Below are 18,723 nucleotides of genomic sequence, written 5' to 3'. Positions count from 1 at the left end.
AGTGTGACCATGCTCGCCATTTGGAAAAACAATCGCCAGCCGGGTAGCGGCTGGCGATGAGCTAAAGCTAGACTAAAAAGTTGGGGTTAAAATCATCAAACAGTACGCTTCGCTTTTTGCTTGTAACGGTCGAAGATCACCGCCGCCAGCAGGATCAGACCACGTACGACATACTGTGCGAACGGAGAGATGTTCAGCAGGTTCATTGCATTCTCAACCGTTCCCAGAATCAACACTCCGGCTACCACATATGAGATTTTTCCGATGCCGCCTTTAAGCGAAACGCCCCCTAACACGCACGCGGAAATCACGATCAGCTCATAGCCGATTGAGGTCATTGGCTGGCCGCTGGTCATACGTGATGCGAGGATAATCCCGGCGATGGCGGATACCAGCCCGGACAGAATAAAGATAATAATTTTGGTACGAACGACCGGAACCCCAGCCAGACGTGCCGCCTCTTCATTCCCCCCAATGGCCAGCGTGTTACGACCAAACGTGGTTTTATTGAGCAGTAAGCCAAAAACGATGAAACAGACGACCGTGATCCAGATAGGTGCCGGCAGACCAAACCAGTTGGCGTAGCCGAGAGTGAAGAAGCGCTCGTCTTCAATCCCTACCGCCTTACCGTCGGAAATAATGTAGGCCAGACCACGCACAATCTGCATCGTCGCAAGAGTCGTGATTAGGGCGTTAATTTTCAGCCGCGCAATCACGAACCCATTCACCAGACCACATAGAATACCGAGCAGTAGCCCGGCAGCCACGCCAATCCACAGGCTTTCGGTCATATTAATGACCACGGCTGTAGTGACCCCGGCGCAGGCAATCACGGAGGCAACGGACAGGTCGAAGTCACCGGATGCCAGGCAAAACAGCATCCCACACGCGACCATACCCGACATCGATACCGCCAGCCCCAGCCCCTTCATGTTGATGAAAGTGGCAAAGTTAGGCACAAAGAGGGAACAAACCAGGAACAGCGCGGCGAACACGACCAGCATCCCGTATTGATCCCAAATACGACCAAGATTTAGCGCCGACTTTGCAGCATCTGAACCCGATGTTGAAACGGAAGACATCATTCTCTCCTTATTCAGGCTACAGCCTGGCTAACTTTTGGCATAGCAAGGCTTAACGCCTGGCGCTCATCCGCCTGTTCATGAAGTAACTCACCGGCAATTTCGCCTTCTCTCATCACCACGATACGGTCGGCGACACCGAGCACTTCTGGCAGATCGCTGGAAGCAAACAGCACGGCCACGCCGCGCGCCGCGAGGGCATAAATCACGTTATAAATTTCATGCTTGGCGCCCACATCAATACCGCGTGTAGGTTCGTCCAGCAAAATCACTTTCATCTCTTCCGATAACCAACGGCCGAGGATAGCCTTCTGTTGATTACCGCCGGAGAGGTTCATAATCAGTTGCTCCGCGCCCGGCGTTTTAATATTGAGTGAGCGAATATGGTGATCGGCATTGGTCTCTTCCCAGCCGTTGTTGATCACGCATCCGCCCAGAACATGTTTACGACGGGCACTGATGTTGATGTTGTTACGTACCGAATGGACCGGAATGATCCCTTCAGCCTTGCGATCTTCCGGGCACAGCATCATCCCCGCTTCAATGGCGTGGCTCGGTTTACGGATATCAATAGGCTGTTCATCGATAAACACCTGGCCTGCCGTGATACGCGTGCCGCCAAACAGACCTTTCATTAATTCGCTACGTCCGGCGCCCACCAGTCCAAACAATCCAACAATTTCACCACTGCGCACTGATAAACTGATCGGGGTACGCACGCCTGGGGCTTTGACGTCATGCAAACGCAGGCGCTCTGCACCATAAGGTCTGGATTTCCAGCCATAAATATCACCGAGGTCGCGCCCGACCATCGCCTGTACCAGCGCGTCGTGATCGACCTGCTGCATATCCGTGAACGTTTTGACGTAATGACCATCTTTAAACACGGTGATGGCATCGCTAAGGGCAAAGATCTCCTCCATACGGTGCGAAACGTACAGGATGATGCGCCCTTCGTTGCGTAGCTCACGGATGACGCGAAACAGATTCTCAATCTCACGCGCTGAAAGGGAACTGGTCGGTTCATCAAACGCGATAATTTTGGCGTTGCGCGCCAGCGCTTTCGCAATCTCCACCATCTGCCATTGACCAATGGAGAGGTATTTCAACGGCGTATCGGGATCGATATCCATGCCCAGATGCTTGAGCTGAAGCCCCGCTTCATAGTTCAGCAGCGAGCGGTTCACAATCCCGCCTTTGTGCGGCATCTGCCCTAAATAAATATTCTCGGCAACGGTCATTTCCGGGACGAGATGCAGCTCCTGGTAAATAATGGCAACACCGGCGTTCAGCGCGGCATTGGTGTCCGCAAACGAAACCTCTTGTCCACGGATCGCCAAAGATCCCGTCGTTGGCGCATAGTTACCGCTGAGAATTTTTAATAGTGTTGATTTCCCGGCGCCATTTTCGCCCATCAGCGCATGCACCTGACCGGCATAGCAGTCGAAACTGATATCCGTGAGCGCTTTAACGCCGGGGAACGTTTTGCCAATGCCGCGAAATGAGAGATACGGGGTAGACTGTTGCATAACGTCTCCGTGAGTCAGATCTTTATGCCGGATAGCGGTTTTGCCTTATCCGGCCTACTGAGTACGCAATTCGTAGGCCGGATAAGACGCGTTGGCGTCGCATCCGGCATTTGTGTTATTTACCGCCTAAGCCTTTCTTCGCCAGTTCTTCTTTAAAGTTATCGCGGGTAATCAGCACCACATCCGTCACTTCAGTAAACGCCGGTGGCTCTGCCCCTTTCGTTACCCAGTTGTAGAGCATCTCACTTGATTTGTAGCCGTGAACGTCCGGGCTTGGCAGGAGTGAACCGTAGAACCCGGTCGCTTCGCCTTTGGAGAGTTCGCTCACGGCATCAACGCCGTTGATGCCGATACCAATCACATTCGGCGCTTTGAAGCCCTGCCCTTCGGTCGCACGTACGCCGCCCAGCACGGTGTTGTCGTTCATGCCGACAATCAGCCAGTGTTTGACTTCAGGGTGCTGAACCAGCATGGAGTTAGCGGCATCGAATGCCCCGGGGATGTCATTCGATTTAGTGGGGACCTGGTAGATCTGTTTTTCCGGGAAGCCAGCGGCTTTAAGCGCTTCCATTGAACCCGATGTACGGCGACGCGCGGTATCGAGTTCATTCGCGGTAATGGCCATTACGGCTGTGGATTTCACATCCCAACCGCGCTTTTGCATCTCCTTATACAGCTCCTGGCCCTGGCGCTCACCAATTTTGGTTGCAGCCATCATCACCAGCGGCACGGTATCCATCGGCTTACCTTTGGCGTTAGCAAACTGGTCATCGACGGCAATGACTTTCATATCGTAGCCCCGCGCCTTGGCCATAATGGCAGGTCCGAGTTTGGGGTCCGGCGTACAAATCACAAACCCTTTTGCGCCACTTGCAGCCAGGCTGTCGATGGCGTTAAGGGTCTTCTCACCATCCGGGACGGCAATTTTAATCACCTCAAAGCCAAGGTCTTTACCGGCTTTATCGGCAAATTTCCATTCAGTCTGGAACCACGGTTCTTCCGGTTGTTTGACCAGGAAACCGAGCTTCATGGATTCAGCGATAGCGGATTGTGACATAATGGCAGCCAGACCGATGGCAGCCAGCGCTTTAGTGAATTTGTGCATGGTTAACTCCAGCTTTAACGTTCTTTTATGTAGGGTAAAATCAGACGATTTTTTGTAATTCGGACGTAAAACAAGGCATTACCTTTTAGTGATAAGATCAATGCCAGTGCTGAGAGTAGTTTTAGCGGGAAATTGATTCTCCATAAGAGAGCGGCATCACACCACAGAATTACAGTAATTGCGTACATAAATTCAGCGGGAAATGACATAAAAAAACGCGGTTTTGTCGACGGGAAAAAAGAGGGATAGCAGATTAATCCATAACATCAGCCAACGAATCCTTGTTCCCGAATACCGAAGCATTCGGGAACATGATTACCATCGGTAATAAATGTGGTCAGCGTGATCGCGAACCGGAATGTCATCTCCCAGCAGGCGCGCCGCAAGCGTCAACGCAAAATCGAAAATATGCCCTAATCCTTTGCCGCTAATCAGATTGCCATCTTCAACAACCGGCGCATCGATATATTCCCCGTCCGTGACGTTTTGCCACAGATCTCCTGAGCAAACATAGCGACGTCCCTTCAGCAGACCATTGCCGCCCAACACGCGCGCGGCCGCAGAACATACCGGGCAAATGAGCTTTCCTGCCTGATCATGACGAGATACAAACTGGATGACCGCCTCACTGGCGGCAAGATTAACGCTGCCCTGCGGCCCGCCTGGCAATACGACGGCATCGTAGAGATATGTCTGGCGCGCGGCCAGCGTGCTATCCATCACCATCGGTACGTCATGATAACTCACCACCGCACGTGACTCTGCGCAGGCCAGGGTTTCGACTTCGATATTCAGGCGACGCAGAATATCCAGGGTAACAATCGCCTCCGCCTCTTCAAAACCGGGTGCCAGCAGCACCGCAACCTTCTTCATATGTAACTCCTTGCTTAATCCACATAAACGAAATAATTAATGACGACCAGTGCAGACTGTTAAATTTCTCAATTTGATTAAAACTGATCTGGCGCAAAAAATTAGCCATCAGATAATTTGTACTAATCCATCCCGATCGTGAAATTGCCTTTCAACTTGGGCAGATAATCATCAGATGCCAGACAATATCTTATTGTGGAATTTAATTTTGTGATATGAAACACCATTTCATTATCATAAAAATCATTTAATAACATAAATTTCAACCTCTTACATTCATGTCATCTATATACCAAAACAGCAGAAGCATGAATACTGTTATGACAATATGTAAAAAAACATAAATACGCAGATTTAAGGATTTTCTTATACCAGGGCAAGCGTTATGCTGAATCTCGATCGGAGCGAATATAATTCGTGATCACTAAAGGACCGGCGGAACGGATTTATTCTGCTAACAGCTTTAATTGTACGTAGAGGTGAAGTGCAGCGGCAGCCCGCTGTACTGGCGTGAGTAACGTACATCCCCCTTTCTGGAAATAAGGATATTGATATGGCTGCAGTTGGAATTGTTCATAAACTCAATACACAAATGAATCTCGAGTTTTACGCCTCGAATCTTTACCTGCATCTCAGCGAATGGTGCTACGAGCATAGCCTGACAGGTACAGCCACGTTTCTACGCACGCAGGCGCAAGGTAACGTGACTCAAATGATGCGTATGTTCAATTTTATGAAAAGTGCCGGGGCTAATCCCATCGTCAAGGCCATGGATGTGCCGGGTGATGAACTGAGTTCCCTTGAAGAATTGTTTCAGAAAACGTTGGATGAATATCAGCAGCGTTCGAGTAAGCTCTCGCGTTTAACCAATGAAGCTGAAGCATTAAACGATGCGCCAACCATTGATTTTCTTCACGATCTGGAAAAAGAGCAGCAGCAGGATGGCGTGCTGTTACAGACGATTCTTGATGAAGTCCGCAGCGCCAAACGCGCGGGGTTGTGCATGGCGCAAACCGATAAGCACTTGCTCAACGTCGTTAACTACCAGCATCACTAATCTTCAGTTTTCATCGCGTTAATGCCGGATAGCGATGCTGCGCACCTTATCCGGTCAACCTCTGATTTTCCCTGGCACGCGCCTCCCATTCTGCGAGGCGCAAAAAAACCTTTCTAAAACCTGAAACAACGGTTTATTTTAGTGGGATTCGTTCTGCGGCGTGAATTTCAACTCGATCAAGGCAACCGCTTTCTGTATTGCGCGCATAGTGACCGGATCAGCCCCTGCAGGATGGCTGGAAAAATCGATGTTTTTCAGTTGGCTGGACATTTTTTCCCGAACTTCTACCGGGGCAATAACATCAAGAACATCCAGAATTTGCTTGATAACCAGCTGACAGGCAACAACGTCCGAGAGCAGTTCCTGATCGGCATTCAATGTTTGGGACATAGTGAGCTCCTTATAGAAAGGTCGTCATAGTACCTATTCAGCGATCGAAACGATAGCCGCGCACACATTACAAATGCGCTGAAAATAAAAAAGGTCCAGTCAGTTTCTTTTGAGATGGCAAGCACAACATGAGTGAACAGTTAGCGGTTGAGAACCAACGCGGTCTTTCCCCGGCAGCATTACTTGTTGCCGGGGCTTTCTTTATGGAATTTATTGACGGCACGGTGATTGCCACAGCCCTACCCGACATGGCCAAAAGCTTTGGCGTACAGGCGGTAGACCTGAACATTGGTATCAGCGCCTACTTGATCACCCTCGCGGTGCTTATCCCCGCCAGCGGCTGGATTGCGGATCGCTTCGGCGCCCGAAAAGTGTTTACCCTGGCGCTGGCGATTTTTACTCTCGCTTCGGTTTTATGCGGTTTGTCCGAAAGCCTTGAGAGCTTTGTAGCAATGCGAATTTTACAGGGTGTGGGTGGCGCGCTAATGGTTCCTGTTGGCCGTCTCGCGGTACTGCGCACCACGCCTAAACATCAGTTGATCACCGCCATTGCGACCCTGACCTGGCCCGCATTAGTCGCGCCTATCATCGGGCCACCGCTTGGAGGATTCATTACCAGCTATGCTAACTGGCGTTGGATCTTCTTTATTAACGTACCGCTGGGAGTTTTGGCGATCGCGCTGGCGCTACGTTTTATCCCGGATATTCATGACGACGAGCGCCGTCCATTTGATATAGCGGGTTTTATCGCGACCTCTGTTGCGATGGTTAGCCTGGTGTATGCCATGGAGTTACTGGGAACCCAGCAGCCGCAGGGCTGGCTAACCGCCGGGCTGCTGGCGCTAGGAACCGTGACCTTTCTGTTTGCCCTGCATCATTTTCGTCACACTACCTGGCCGATGATTCGTCTTGATGCCATGAGCGTCCCTACTTTTCGCGTCACCCTGTACGGCGGGTCACTATTTCGTGCCTCTATTAGCGCTGTACCATTTCTGCTGCCGTTAATGTTCCAGGTCGGTTTTGGCATGAACGCTTTTCACGCGGGTTCGCTGGTTCTGGCGGTGTTTGTGGGCAATCTGATGATAAAACCTGCCACCACGCCGTTGATACGCTGGCTGGGCTTTAAGAAACTGCTGTTAATCAACGGTGCGCTAAACGTCCTGGCGCTGTTGGCCTGCGCATTAATTACGCCGCAGACCCCGGTGTGGGTTATTTTGTTGGTGTTGTATCTGGGCGGCGTGTTCCGCTCAATTCAGTTTACCGGCATCAGCACGCTTGCCTTTGCGGACGTCCCCGGGCCACAAATGAGCTACGCCAATACGCTGTTCAGTACGGCAACACAATTAGCGGTAGGCTTGGGCATTTCATTGGCCGCTATCGGGATCCGTATCGGTGATGAGGTGAGTGAATGGCTGGCGTTAGGCAATATTCCGGGGATCAGTTTCCGGCTGGCCTTTGTCGCTATTGCGATTATTTGTCTGGTAGGTATGGTTGATACGCTGCGGCTTGCCCATGATGCTGGAAGCGCGGTATCTAGCAAGAACAAATAGCCCGGCAGGCGAACACCGCCGGGCCAACAGGTTTTAACCAACTATCTCGCGTACAAACGCTTCGATCGCTTTGTCCTGGCAGTTTTCAAAGAAGCACTGCTGGAAGCGCGGACCAGATACGGCGGTTTTTACCAGTTCAGGATCGATAGCGCGCAGAGTGTCCAGATAGTTTTCTTTTACCACCGCCGCTTTCACCTGGTTCAGGATCCCCGCGTTACGCACCTGCGGCTCTTTACGCTCTGGTGGATACCCTTCGCCGTTACGACCAGTGAATGCTTTTTCAAACATATAGCGCACATTCAGCTCAGCACCCCAGCCAAAACCTTTGGCGAATGCCAGAGAAAGCGCATTCCCGTTGTTGATCTGAGAGAACAAGAATGCGTCTGCCGGATCGAGACAATAACCGCACACCACGCCCGGATGAATATTCAGTGACATCATTGCCCCCTGACCCGTACCGCAACCCGTAACCACAAAATCCACGGCTTTGGAATTGAGCAGGATGCTGGCCATAATCCCTAAATGGATGTAGGTCAGATGATGGTCATTTTCGTCGCTCATCCCGACGTTATACACTGGAAAACCTTTCTCATCCGCAACGGCTTTAAGCTCGTTATGAATGATGGCATTTTTGCTTGCCTGGCTGTTTTCCATCATCAATGCAATTTTCATTCTGTAATCTCCTGAATGCGCTGCGGAGGCCCGCTGAAAGTCATAACATTCAGGCCACATTACTATTTTGCAAACTCACTTTCAAATTTAATGAAATTTTGTTTTATAAAATAATGAGGTGCTCACATTTTTTCTGAGACAGCTCAGAATAGCCTCAATAAAATGACGTCGTTGCGATTAATCGCAGGTGATCTTCAGGCTATTCAAGCCATTGATGCGCCCCACATATGCCATGATAGCCTATCTCCGAACTTTCAGAGCGATCACATGAAGACCTTTATCCTTGCCCTTTTGCCGCTCGTGCTGACAGGATGCACTATTACTAAACAGGCGCAGGTCAGCGAAGCCAGTGCCATCACCGGCGTCGTTCGCCTGACCTACAACCAGGCCATGCTACAAACGGCGCGTACCGATGATTACGTGACCCAAGGCACAGCCACCAAAGAGTGTCAGCGCCTGGGTTATGCCAACGCAATGGCGTTTGGTCAGCCGGTGTCAACCTGTAGCGTATATGCCGGTTCTCTGTGCTTAAATACCAAAATTACGCTCGCCTGGCAGTGTCACGGCGTTGCGGTATCCCAATCGCCTGCCTTCAATTATTAATATTTTCGACCAGCACATTTTTGCTGGTCTTCTGCCTTTTCATTATTTATATTCTCCGCTTAATAGCGTTAATGCGTTTTATTCCCATTCGCATTTTTAATAAATAAATTTATTATTTTACCTTTTGCAAATAATTAAATAACAAATTATAGTGACGCCACGCTAATATATAATAACGTTTGTGGAGCACAACCATGCTGAAAACAGAAATGATCGACCAACTGAATGAGCAAATGAACCTTGAATTATATTCATCTCTGCTCTACCAACAGATGAGCGCGTGGTGCAGCTATCACAGCTTTGAAGGCGCCGCCGCGTTCCTGCGCCGTCACGCCCAGGAAGAGATGACGCATATGCAGCGTCTGTTTGACTACCTGACCGATACCGGCAGCTTGCCGTGTATTAACACCGTCTCTTCCCCCTTTGCTGAATATGCGTCTCTGGACGAACTGTTCCGTGTTACTTACGAACACGAGCAGTTGATCACCCAGAAAATTAATGAGCTGGCACATGCGGCAATGACCCACCAGGATTATCCGACGTTTAATTTCCTGCAATGGTATGTTGCCGAGCAGCATGAAGAAGAAAAATTATTTAAATCTGTCATTGATAAGTTATCGCTGGCAGGGAAAAGTGGCGAAGGTCTTTATTTCATCGATAAAGAACTGGCTACGCTTGATACACAGAATTAATGTTGTGGGGTAATGAAGGCAACCCGCCATCATTACCCGCTAAAATCAGTGACGGCAGATCTTGCTTTCGTGCGTAGAGAAGCCGTCTTCTTTTGCAATAAACTTTCCCTTCGCCGCTAAAAACGCCACCAGCTCAGCTGCCGACATATCCGCCGCAGAACAGGTGTGAAAACGAGCCTGCTCGCCAAACCGTGCCGTAATCGCCGCTTCAAGGCTGGCATGTGAATACTGCTCGCCAGATTCAATCATCATGTTGAGCACTTCGTGACCGTGAATAGATTCCATACTACCTCCTCAATAAAGTCCGTAGCCTAATGTGAACGGCACGGCCTTGCTTTGCGCTAACGCAGGTTTACCCGCAGATAAATATCATTTGTGATACATCTTAACGCGCCAAACATCGTAAAGATTAATGTACATTCATTGTAACGGTGATTTGACGAAAATAGCGTTTTGCCTTAACCTGCGCCGCAGATATAACCGTTGATTATCTCTGGGACAGAGGAAAGCGTGAAAAACAGAACCCTGGGTAGTATTTTTATCGTGGCGGGAACCACGATTGGTGCCGGTATGTTGGCAATGCCGCTGGCCGCGGCAGGCGTGGGGTTTAGCGTCACGCTGGTATTGTTAGTGAGTCTTTGGGCGCTAATGTGCTACACCGCGCTGTTGCTGCTTGAAGTGTATCAACACGTACCAGCAGACACCGGGTTGGGTACGCTGGCAAAACGTTATCTTGGTCGTTACGGACAATGGGTAACGGGCTTTAGCATGATGTTTTTAATGTACGCGTTGACGGCGGCGTATATCAGTGGCGCTGGTGAGTTGCTGGCTTCCAGCATTAGCGACTGGACCGGGACAACGCTCTCCCCGACAACAGGCGTACTGCTGTTCACCTTTGTTGCCGGTGGCGTGGTTTGCGTTGGCACATCTTTGGTCGATCTGTTCAACCGTCTGTTGTTCAGTGCCAAGATAATCTTCCTGGTGGTGATGCTGGCCCTGTTAATGCCGCATATCCATAAAGTAAACCTGCTTACGTTGCCGCTTCAGCAGGGGCTGGCACTGTCTGCAATCCCGGTTATCTTCACTTCGTTCGGTTTTCACGGCAGCGTCCCCAGTATCGTCAGCTATATGAACGGTAACATCCGTAAACTGCGTTGGGTGTTTATCACCGGGAGCGCCATTCCGCTAGTCGCCTATATCTTCTGGCAACTGGCCACGCTTGGCAGTATTAACTCCTCAACGTTCATGGGGCTGTTAGCCAACCACGCTGGTTTAAACGGTTTATTACAAGCATTACGTGAAGTCGTGGCTTCGCCGCACGTCGAACTGGCAGTGCATCTGTTTGCCGACCTTGCGCTGGCAACCTCTTTCCTCGGCGTCGCATTGGGATTATTTGACTACCTGGCCGACCTCTTCCAGCGCCGCAATACCGTAGCAGGAAGAATGCAAACCGGCGTGGTAACCTTCCTGCCGCCGCTGGCATTCGCGCTGTTCTATCCGCGTGGTTTCGTCATGGCCCTGGGGTATGCGGGCGTTGCCCTGGCGGTGCTGGCGCTGCTCATTCCCTCGATGCTGGCATGGCAGAGCAGAAAACAAAATCCACAGGCTAAATATCGCGTGGCAGGGGGTGCTCCGGCGCTGGCGCTGGTATTTTTGTGCGGCATTGTGGTGATAGCCGTACAGTTTTCTATTGCAGCAGGATTACTACCGGAAGTGGGTTAAAAAAAAGGGGCTTAACGCCCCTTTTTCTTAATGCAAACAGCACTGCTTATATTTTTTACCGCTACCGCACGGACAAGGGTCATTGCGCCCTACCTTGGCATCCACTTTGACCGGTACTTTAACCGGCGTTTCCTGAGGATGCGCCATCCAGTAAGCATGCAGATCCAGCGCCGCCAGGCGGATGGCATCCACGCTCTCTTCGAACGCTTCTGGCGTCATTTTCTCAACGACCGCAAAGTTTTCTTCCGTACCGTGCAGCGCAATAGCCTCGAGCGCTGGTTTTAACGAGTCTGGTAACGCGGACCAGTCCGACAGCGCGACGCCGCGCATATAACCAAAACACCACTCTTCAACGATGGTCAGTTCATGCTCGTCAATTTCACGCAAACCAAACAGCGGCTCAAACTGCTCAGGATATTCATCCAGGCGATCGGCCGTATCCGCCATATGTTGAAACGCCAGGTTCATGAAACGCGTCATTTCTTTTTCGGAGGACCAGCGAGGAACATACTGCGCGCCGCCCCAAATAGCGACCAGCCACTGCTCCGGTTCAATTTCATACGGTGAACTCAGTACCGCCGTCAGTAAACCATCCAGTTCTGACACATCCAGAATAGCCTTATCCGTATTGTACTTAGTCAGTACATCATCCAGCCATTCCAGTTCGCTCTCGTTTAATGGTCCCGTTTTCATAACGCTTTTCCTTAGTCAAAAAATCTTGCCTGTGATCATCCTACATGGCTGGAGGGATAACAGATATAAATGGGCATATGCGGCTTACAGCAGCCGCCTGTTCAGGTTAACAGGAAAAGAGGGGAATTCCGGTAGTTAACGCACAAAAGAGAACACTAAGCCGCCGGGCATCATACCGGGAAAACACAATAAAACCACCCGCAGGTGGTTTACTGTTGTTCAATACGGTTGAGCGTTGCGGTATAGCCCGTTTTCGCTACTGCGTTAAGTAGAGTATCGGTTGGGAAACCTTCTGGCACGATGGCTTCTGCCTGCCGGGTTTTGAGAGAGGATTTTGCTTTAATCACGCCGTCAGTTTCACGTAGCGCCTGATTGACCGAAATAACGCATAACGAGCAGGTCATATTTTGTATATCCAGCACCACTTTTTGATTGGCCGCCTGAGCCCACAGCGGCAACAGCAAGCATGCAACTAACGCGAAGATCTTCATTCAAATACCTCATAAAACCAGGCAACAAGCGTTGGGTAAAATAGCACCGGCAAAATCAATGCCAGCGCGCACCAGTAGAGAACGCGCGCTTGCTTCAGAGTTAACCACCCGGAGCACCACAACCGTTTGGAAAAATAGAGCCGCCAGAAGACACGCAGTAATAATCCCAGGGACAGCAGTACCAGAGGAGTTCGCAAAAACTCAAACCGGGTGAAAACGGCGAAGCTCGCCGCCGAAATACCAAACAGCAGGTAAAGTAGCGGTCCAACACAGCATAAGCCAGCGGTGACGGCGGCCGCAGCAGCCGTCAACAGGGTAAGCCCCGCACCTTTAGCGTTGTTCTGTGGCGACATAGCTGTAGGAAAACGCTTTTGGGTCATAGAAATTGATCGGGTCGCCATCGACTTCAGCGTAAGGATAACCAAAGTTATTCATGGCCCCCTGCTCCGTTGCCGGATACAACTCGAAATCACGTCCGTAGTTGAATCCAACCCAGTTCATTTCCCAGTTACCAAACAGGTAAGCGTTAACCGCCTGGACATCGGCATCCTGATGCGTTTTTTTCTCTGCCAGACGCATTTTGGTCACGTCAGCAGGATCGCACGGTAACCAACCGTAACCTGCCAGATAGAACTCAGCACGGCAGTGTTGACCGCCGCTCACATTGGCAACGCCTGCACTGTCGGCTGTGCCAAAAGCACTTTTCGAGTAACGTTCGAGCTTATTGGCCTTGCCCAGACGGATGCCAAACAGTTCGCGCGCCGGAATACCGCTGGCCCGCGCCAGAGCAACAAAAACGGAGCTCATGTCGGTGCATTTTCCTTTGAGCTTACCGCTTTTTAATATCTCCGCCACATCCCCCGTGCCGCAGCCAATAACGTCGTTGTCACGCTCCATATGGCTGCTGACCCATTCGTAAATCAGGCGCGCTTTTTTTAGCGGATCCTGCTCATTACCGGTGATTTTACGCGCGGTTTCCAGGACCAATCCATCAACTGGGGTATGTGCCGTCGGCAACAGATACGGTTTTACATCCAGCGGATAAATAATCTGCTCAGGTGCCTGACAGTTTTTCAGCGCGTCCTGCTTCAGCGGTTCCCAGTCGGCGGTTTCAATGTCGATATCAACGTTAACCAACAATTCACCCTGCGAGTCAGCCCAGGTGGCAAACAGCGTTTTCGCGCCATAGGTATTATTGGTGGTGACGTACGCCTGCTTATAGTTTCCGCTAAAGGCAAGCGCCGTCATTTGTTGAAACGCGGTATCCACCGGTAGCGGGATCCACAGTTTCACCACGCCGCTCGATCCCTTAGGAGGATTAAGTTTATACGTTTGAGATAAGACAAAGCGTCGACGAGCTATTGTCGCAACGGATGGCTCCGCGGCACGTACCGTCTGGCTAATGACTGCAGGGCCGACTAATCCGGCGGCGGAAAGGAGAACGCTATTTTTGAGAAACTGACGACGTTGCATTGCTGTCTGTCCAGGTTGTAAGAGTTGAGCTACGGCTAAAGGGGAAACCGTACGCGATCATCACAGCAGACAGAGGCTGGCATAAAAAGGCGAGTCGATGGAGATTATTCATCAATAACAGACCTGTTAACTGTGAATGAAGTGAGAAACTGCAAGGTCGCTATTAAGCCATTTACAGCCAAAAAAGTACAGCAGCGGAGATACGTTCAGACTATATACACAGTCGTTGCCAGTTTGCGGGCTAACCCTCTTGCCCCCTCGCGCATGACCGTATTGTGATTCCAGCGAAATACAGGTGCTGCCAGCGGGGCGAGATAATTCATCCAGCGGATCGTGGTACGCACATTCCAGTCATATCTGACAATAGTCGCTGTACCATTGGCAGTAAAAGACCATACCCCTCGCCCTTCCACCGCGCCGCTGGCTTGTCCTTCAAGCAATGTGCAAGGCCGTATTTTCAACACATTGATATCAAAGGTTAAGCGATAAGGAAGCGCCCCTTTCCAGGTATAACGATGCAACGCCCCAATACCCCGTAAATCCCCTTTCCTTATCTCAACGATGCGTTCCAGACTTCCCCACCATTCAGGCCACCTGTCCGGATGGGAAAAAACATCCCATACCTCCTGAACTGAAGCCTCAACCCGCCAGATTGTGGAAAACTGATAGTCAGCCATAGTGCAGGCTCCCTCAAGGCGTGAAAAAATTGACGGGGAAACGGGTGTTAATAACCATAGCATCCAGAAGAACAGTTTCTAATCGCTGCCCATCTGGCGCATAGCTGATCACTTTGGCAGGGAGTCCGTGATTATTATCCAGCCAGATGTCGTAGCGGTGAACGCAACTCGCGGAGAAAATGAGCCGCGCATAACCGCCCCCTGTATCGGTACTATCTGCAAACTGGAGTCATCAGTTGTCGACTGTTTTTATTATAGTTCTTAATTGCGCGGCACTCCTCTCCCGCCCCCTCAGACTCCGTACAGGCAACAGGCTTAAACTGTTCATTTTCTATTCAGATGAGATGACGACATAAGACTATACTTTAATAGCCATACTTTTAATGGGTATTAATCATGAAACTGCCACCGGTATTTTCATGCGCCGTCCTCGTATTGCTGCTGGCGTCATCGTCTGCCGCAGCCAGCGCGTTACAAAACCAGGCCGCAAGAGAGCAAGAGTTAAGCGCGGCACTTCTTGCAGGACATGGCGTCATCATCATTGGCGGGACGGATGATTTCGCTTTCACATTCAGGGCACGTAACCGAATCCACAGACATTTGGCGATTCAGGATGGCATAGGCGATCCCATCATGATGAATGGTTTTCAGGACCACAACTATAATCCCGCCCGGGATGGCTTTATCAACAACCCTGCCCGGGGAAGGTTTATGTTTAATGCACCGATTCGTCGATAGATTGATTGGCAATGGGGAGTGTGTAGCGGGCGGCTTAACGTATCTGGCAGGCTTACTTGACGCAAAATATCTATGGTTCGTCAAAAGCCGGCACAAAAAAACCACCCGTAGGTGGTTTCGCGACACTGCTTATTGCTTTGATTGTTCTATTCTTTCCCATGGTACCGGTGTGGGATTTGCCCCCACACAGCACGAACGCCGAGCAGTTCAGGATATTTTTCAAGAAGTTAATATGTAACTTACTTCTGCGTAAACACCTTTGTTAATCAGATATGCGGGATCGGAAGTCCGGCAACAGAAAACTGGTGATTCGATTATTTTTAACCTGCGTGGTTAAGCTTGTTGCAGACCGTTCAAATCGTTAAGCATCCGCTTGAGACATTTGATTTTATTCTTATCGCGAACTGATTGCGAAAGCTTACTGAGTTGAAAAAACGTTTTGTCACCAAAACCGTCAATGACTTTGAAGCGATAATCCTGACGCTCGCTATCCCAGGCATAAACAATGTTTTTACAATGCAAGGAGTTAATAATGACTTTGGTGCTGACAAACCATGCTAAAAAAGCATTCAGCTTCTGCAATTTGCTGTCATCGAGTTCTTTTTTGAGAGCAAGCTGATAAAGAGTTTGAGCAAGGTTGCCATGCTCATCGCACTCCTTCACAGTGATCTGCCCTAGACCTTTATTTGTTTCAACAAGACCTTCGATCTTTTGCATATAAAGAGAGTCTGTTTGATGACCAGGCTTGCATTCTTTGAGGTCCCGGAAGACTTCCCGTAACTTGCTTTTATAGTTCGCAATATCTGAAATAACGATTTTGATCAGCAGGTTACTATCCTGTGGATGCTGAAAGACGTAACGATCGTTACCTCGTGCAAGTAAGTCTTCATCTGTCAATACAAGCTCTTGTTTCATGATAGTTTTTGACTCTTACCCTAAGGGAAATGAAATTGCCTCAACTGACCTGCATCGGTAAGTTCTGCTAATCAAAAACTATTATGTATATATTTATTTCAATAATTGATAAACGAAATGCATTCGGAGTGAGACAAATGTCTCTTCAGGCAAGTGGGCAGGCTAATGAACCTGTTTTGATCCCCCCGCAAATACGCTTCTCCAGTCGTGAACGAGGGTTATCAGCAAAGAGCAGGCACCGGTATGAAGTCAACAGGCACCCGATAATATTAAGCGGAAAGATTACTTAACCCGTTTCCCTGTTTCGTCAATGACCTTTTCGCCATCCTCTTTGGTAAAAGAGCCTTTCTGAGCTTCAGGTAAAATATCCAGCACAATTTCTGAGGGACGACAAAGACGCGTGCCAAGCGGCGTCACTACAATCGGCCGATTAATCAGGATCGGATGCTGAATCATAAAATCGATCAACTGCTCATCAGAAAACTTATCTTCATCAAGACCCAGTTGCTCATAAGGTTCAACGTTCTTCCGCAGCAATGCGCGTACTGAAATGCCCATATCTGAAATCAGTTTGGTCAGTTCATCACGAGCCGGGGGCGTATCGAGATAATAAATAATAGTTGGTTCGTTACCGCTGTTACGGATCATCTCCAGCGTGTTACGTGAGGTGCCACAGGCCGGGTTGTGATAGATGGTAATGTTGCTCATATCAGTATCTCATTACAAAGTGACAGAGAGCCGCCACGCCAGCGCGGCCAGAGTGACGAACAGCACGGGCAGAGTCATGATTATGCCGGTTCGGAAGTAATATCCCCACGTGATGGTCATATTTTTCTGTGCCAACACATGAAGCCACAGCAGAGTTGCCAGACTGCCTATCGGGGTGATTTTAGGCCCTAAATCGCAGCCAATCACATTGGCATAAATCATCGCCTCTTTGACGACGCCGGTCGCAGCACTCCCGTCAATGGACAATGCACCAATCAGCACCGTCGGCATATTGTTCATCACAGACGACAAGAAGGCAGTCAGGAAGCCGGTACCGAACGTGGCAGCCCATAAACCTTTGTCTGCCAGCATATTGAGTACAGCAGAAAGATACTCGGTGAGTCCTGCATTACGCAGGCCGTAGACGACCATATACATACCCAGCGAGAAAATCACGATCTGCCAGGGCGCCCCGCGCAGCACTTTCCCGGTATTAATGGCGTGGCCACGCTTGGCTACCACGAACAGCACCGCAGCCCCAACTGCTGCTATCGCGCTTACTGGGATCCCCAGCGGCTCCAGAACAAAGAAACCGACCAGCAGGAACAGCAGAACAATCCAGCCCGCCCTGAACGTCGCCGGATCTTTAATCGCACTGGCAGGCATCTTGAGCAGTGAAACGTCATAACTGGCCGGGATGTCGCGGCGGAAGAAGAGATGGAGCATGACCAGCGTGGCAGCAATGGCCGCCAGGTTCACAGGAACCATCACGGAGGCATACTGTGTAAAGCCCAGGCCGAAGAAATCCGCCGAGACAATATTGACCAGGTTAGAGACAATCAGCGGCAGGCTGGCTGTATCTGCGATAAATCCTGCAGCCATGACAAAGGCCAGCGTCGTCGCCTGGCTGAACCCCAGGGCGAGTAGCATCGCAATCACAATCGGCGTCAGTATCAGTGCTGCACCGTCGTTAGCAAACAGCGCAGCAACAGCAGCGCCAAGCAGTATTATCCAGGTAAACAGCAGGCGACCACGCCCGTTACCCCAGCGGGAGACATGCAGCGCGGCCCATTCAAAGAAACCGGACTCATCGAGCAGCAGGCTGATGATAATCACCGCGATGAATGCCGCTGTTGCGTTCCAGACGATATTCCAGACTACGGGAATATCATCAATGTGGATGACCCCCGTCCCCAGTGCCAGTAAGGCTCCGATACTTGCGCTCCAGCCAATGCTGAGACCTCTGGGCTGCCAGATGACCAGGACCAGCGTCAGTATAAAAATACTCCCTGCCAAAAGCATTTTAGATTCCTTTATATATGATTATGTGTATGTGAAAAATTCTCTCAACAGGATGTGCAGGCTGATTTTTTCAGCCATTCACCCACATCTTTCCTCAGACACTGCCAGGACGTCGTGATCGTCTCAGCGGCCCACGCTGGCATGTGGGGAGACAGACGGTAGTGAATCCATTTGCCTTCCCGGCGGTCAAGCACCAGCTCTGCTTCACGCAGAATAGCCATGTGGCGAGAAATTTTAGGCTGTGATTCAGAGGTCGCCGCGCATATATCGCATACGCACAGTTCGCCGGATTCCCGGAGAAGCATAACAATCGCGAGACGGGTTTCATCCGACAGGATTTTAAAAAGCTGAACTGGCTGTAGCATTTTTTACTCCGTTCCCTTTAGAATACATATATGATAAATCATATGTGTTGAATTTGAAATCACAGAACCTCCCGGAGGAGTAAAAA

At 50.1% G+C, this 18,723-nt stretch carries 22 protein-coding genes and 1 pseudogene; 6 read left to right on the top strand and 17 right to left on the bottom strand.

Features of this window, described 5'->3' with window-relative positions:
- Window positions 1-95: 95 nt before the first annotated feature.
- From araH to HVZ52_RS09320, 4 genes are all read right to left on the bottom strand, one after another.
- The gene (araH, locus tag HVZ52_RS09335; protein ID WP_181599284.1) at window positions 96-1,082 is read right to left on the bottom strand and encodes an L-arabinose ABC transporter permease AraH; all 987 of its coding nucleotides are present in this window, start codon (window positions 1,080-1,082) and stop codon (window positions 96-98) included.
- Between the two features lie 14 nt (window positions 1,083-1,096).
- Window positions 1,097-2,611, bottom strand: coding sequence for an arabinose ABC transporter ATP-binding protein AraG (gene araG, locus HVZ52_RS09330; protein WP_016156817.1), 1,515 nt, complete (start codon window positions 2,609-2,611; stop codon window positions 1,097-1,099).
- A 115-nt stretch (window positions 2,612-2,726) separates the two neighbouring features.
- Entirely contained in the window at window positions 2,727-3,716 is a 990-nt protein-coding gene (locus HVZ52_RS09325) for an arabinose ABC transporter substrate-binding protein (RefSeq protein ID WP_003034602.1), read from the bottom strand.
- A gap of 315 nt (window positions 3,717-4,031) precedes the next feature.
- Window positions 4,032-4,589: a DJ-1/PfpI family protein gene (locus tag HVZ52_RS09320; protein WP_019077051.1), complete on the bottom strand. Its 558-nt coding sequence runs from the start codon at window positions 4,587-4,589 to the stop codon at window positions 4,032-4,034.
- 553 nt (window positions 4,590-5,142) lie between these two features.
- On the opposite strand from HVZ52_RS09320, the gene HVZ52_RS09315 reads away from it, so the two are divergent.
- Complete coding sequence (locus HVZ52_RS09315; RefSeq protein ID WP_016153451.1) at window positions 5,143-5,646, top strand: non-heme ferritin-like protein; 504 nt, start codon at window positions 5,143-5,145, stop codon at window positions 5,644-5,646.
- A gap of 138 nt (window positions 5,647-5,784) precedes the next feature.
- Here the strand turns inward: HVZ52_RS09315 and HVZ52_RS09310 are convergent, their stop codons facing one another.
- The gene (locus HVZ52_RS09310) at window positions 5,785-6,036 is read right to left on the bottom strand and encodes a DUF2766 family protein (RefSeq protein WP_016153452.1); all 252 of its coding nucleotides are present in this window, start codon (window positions 6,034-6,036) and stop codon (window positions 5,785-5,787) included.
- 128 nt (window positions 6,037-6,164) lie between these two features.
- On the opposite strand from HVZ52_RS09310, the gene HVZ52_RS09305 reads away from it, so the two are divergent.
- The gene (locus HVZ52_RS09305) at window positions 6,165-7,586 is read left to right on the top strand and encodes an MFS transporter (protein WP_181599168.1); all 1,422 of its coding nucleotides are present in this window, start codon (window positions 6,165-6,167) and stop codon (window positions 7,584-7,586) included.
- 33 nt (window positions 7,587-7,619) lie between these two features.
- On the opposite strand, the gene HVZ52_RS09300 is transcribed toward HVZ52_RS09305, so the two are convergent.
- A complete protein-coding gene (locus HVZ52_RS09300; protein WP_016153454.1) occupies window positions 7,620-8,258 on the bottom strand; it encodes an RpiB/LacA/LacB family sugar-phosphate isomerase in 639 nt (212 codons plus the stop codon).
- 267 nt (window positions 8,259-8,525) lie between these two features.
- Here HVZ52_RS09300 and HVZ52_RS09295 point away from each other — a divergent pair, with 267 nt between their 5' ends.
- Window positions 8,526-8,861, top strand: coding sequence for a YecR-like lipofamily protein (locus HVZ52_RS09295; protein ID WP_016153455.1), 336 nt, complete (start codon window positions 8,526-8,528; stop codon window positions 8,859-8,861).
- A gap of 194 nt (window positions 8,862-9,055) precedes the next feature.
- The gene (ftnA, locus tag HVZ52_RS09290; protein ID WP_043016759.1) at window positions 9,056-9,553 is read left to right on the top strand and encodes a non-heme ferritin; all 498 of its coding nucleotides are present in this window, start codon (window positions 9,056-9,058) and stop codon (window positions 9,551-9,553) included.
- Between the two features lie 45 nt (window positions 9,554-9,598).
- Here the strand turns inward: ftnA and HVZ52_RS09285 are convergent, their stop codons facing one another.
- Complete coding sequence (locus HVZ52_RS09285) at window positions 9,599-9,838, bottom strand: YecH family metal-binding protein (RefSeq protein ID WP_019077055.1); 240 nt, start codon at window positions 9,836-9,838, stop codon at window positions 9,599-9,601.
- A gap of 225 nt (window positions 9,839-10,063) precedes the next feature.
- Here HVZ52_RS09285 and tyrP point away from each other — a divergent pair, with 225 nt between their 5' ends.
- Window positions 10,064-11,275 carry a tyrosine transporter TyrP gene (tyrP, locus tag HVZ52_RS09280; protein ID WP_019077056.1) on the top strand — a complete coding sequence of 404 codons (1,212 nt, stop codon included), beginning with the start codon at window positions 10,064-10,066 and terminating at the stop codon, window positions 11,273-11,275.
- Between the two features lie 27 nt (window positions 11,276-11,302).
- Here tyrP and HVZ52_RS09275 read toward each other — a convergent pair whose 3' ends face one another.
- The 6 genes and pseudogenes from HVZ52_RS09275 to HVZ52_RS23160 form a co-directional block, all read right to left on the bottom strand.
- Window positions 11,303-11,968: a YecA family protein gene (locus HVZ52_RS09275; RefSeq protein ID WP_019077057.1), complete on the bottom strand. Its 666-nt coding sequence runs from the start codon at window positions 11,966-11,968 to the stop codon at window positions 11,303-11,305.
- A gap of 209 nt (window positions 11,969-12,177) precedes the next feature.
- Window positions 12,178-12,459, bottom strand: a complete 282-nt coding sequence (locus HVZ52_RS09270) for a heavy metal-associated domain-containing protein (RefSeq protein WP_016153460.1) — start codon at window positions 12,457-12,459, stop codon at window positions 12,178-12,180.
- The gene (locus HVZ52_RS09265) at window positions 12,456-12,812 is read right to left on the bottom strand and encodes a mercuric transporter MerT family protein (RefSeq protein WP_016153461.1); all 357 of its coding nucleotides are present in this window, start codon (window positions 12,810-12,812) and stop codon (window positions 12,456-12,458) included. Before HVZ52_RS09265 ends, HVZ52_RS09270 begins: the two co-directional genes overlap by 4 nt.
- Complete coding sequence (locus HVZ52_RS09260) at window positions 12,790-13,932, bottom strand: transglutaminase domain-containing protein (RefSeq protein WP_181599167.1); 1,143 nt, start codon at window positions 13,930-13,932, stop codon at window positions 12,790-12,792. The genes HVZ52_RS09265 and HVZ52_RS09260 overlap by 23 nt, the downstream gene beginning before the upstream one ends.
- A gap of 206 nt (window positions 13,933-14,138) precedes the next feature.
- Window positions 14,139-14,609: an SRPBCC family protein gene (locus HVZ52_RS09255; RefSeq protein ID WP_047416565.1), complete on the bottom strand. Its 471-nt coding sequence runs from the start codon at window positions 14,607-14,609 to the stop codon at window positions 14,139-14,141.
- Between the two features lie 13 nt (window positions 14,610-14,622).
- Window positions 14,623-14,772, bottom strand: a pseudogene (locus HVZ52_RS23160) (DUF1571 domain-containing protein); the annotation flags it as partial.
- A 233-nt stretch (window positions 14,773-15,005) separates the two neighbouring features.
- Between HVZ52_RS23160 and HVZ52_RS09250 the strand changes: the two are divergent.
- Window positions 15,006-15,347, top strand: coding sequence for a hypothetical protein (locus tag HVZ52_RS09250; RefSeq protein ID WP_181599166.1), 342 nt, complete (start codon window positions 15,006-15,008; stop codon window positions 15,345-15,347).
- 333 nt (window positions 15,348-15,680) lie between these two features.
- Here HVZ52_RS09250 and HVZ52_RS09245 read toward each other — a convergent pair whose 3' ends face one another.
- The 4 genes from HVZ52_RS09245 to HVZ52_RS09230 form a co-directional block, all read right to left on the bottom strand.
- Window positions 15,681-16,262, bottom strand: coding sequence for a YrbL family protein (locus HVZ52_RS09245; RefSeq protein ID WP_016156828.1), 582 nt, complete (start codon window positions 16,260-16,262; stop codon window positions 15,681-15,683).
- A gap of 282 nt (window positions 16,263-16,544) precedes the next feature.
- On the bottom strand, window positions 16,545-16,970 hold the full coding sequence (gene arsC, locus HVZ52_RS09240) for a glutaredoxin-dependent arsenate reductase (RefSeq protein WP_181599165.1): 426 nt from the start codon (window positions 16,968-16,970) through the stop codon (window positions 16,545-16,547).
- A gap of 12 nt (window positions 16,971-16,982) precedes the next feature.
- On the bottom strand, window positions 16,983-18,272 hold the full coding sequence (locus tag HVZ52_RS09235) for an arsenic transporter (protein ID WP_016156830.1): 1,290 nt from the start codon (window positions 18,270-18,272) through the stop codon (window positions 16,983-16,985).
- Between the two features lie 44 nt (window positions 18,273-18,316).
- Window positions 18,317-18,637, bottom strand: coding sequence for a transcriptional regulator (locus HVZ52_RS09230; protein WP_016153468.1), 321 nt, complete (start codon window positions 18,635-18,637; stop codon window positions 18,317-18,319).
- Between the last annotated feature and the right edge of the window lie 86 nt (window positions 18,638-18,723).

The organism is Citrobacter sp. RHB36-C18 (assembly GCF_013814485.1).
Lineage (GTDB): Bacteria > Pseudomonadota > Gammaproteobacteria > Enterobacterales > Enterobacteriaceae > Citrobacter > Citrobacter braakii.
The sequence above is the reverse complement of the archived record's forward strand: the minus strand, read 5'-3'. Positions and strand labels throughout refer to the sequence as shown.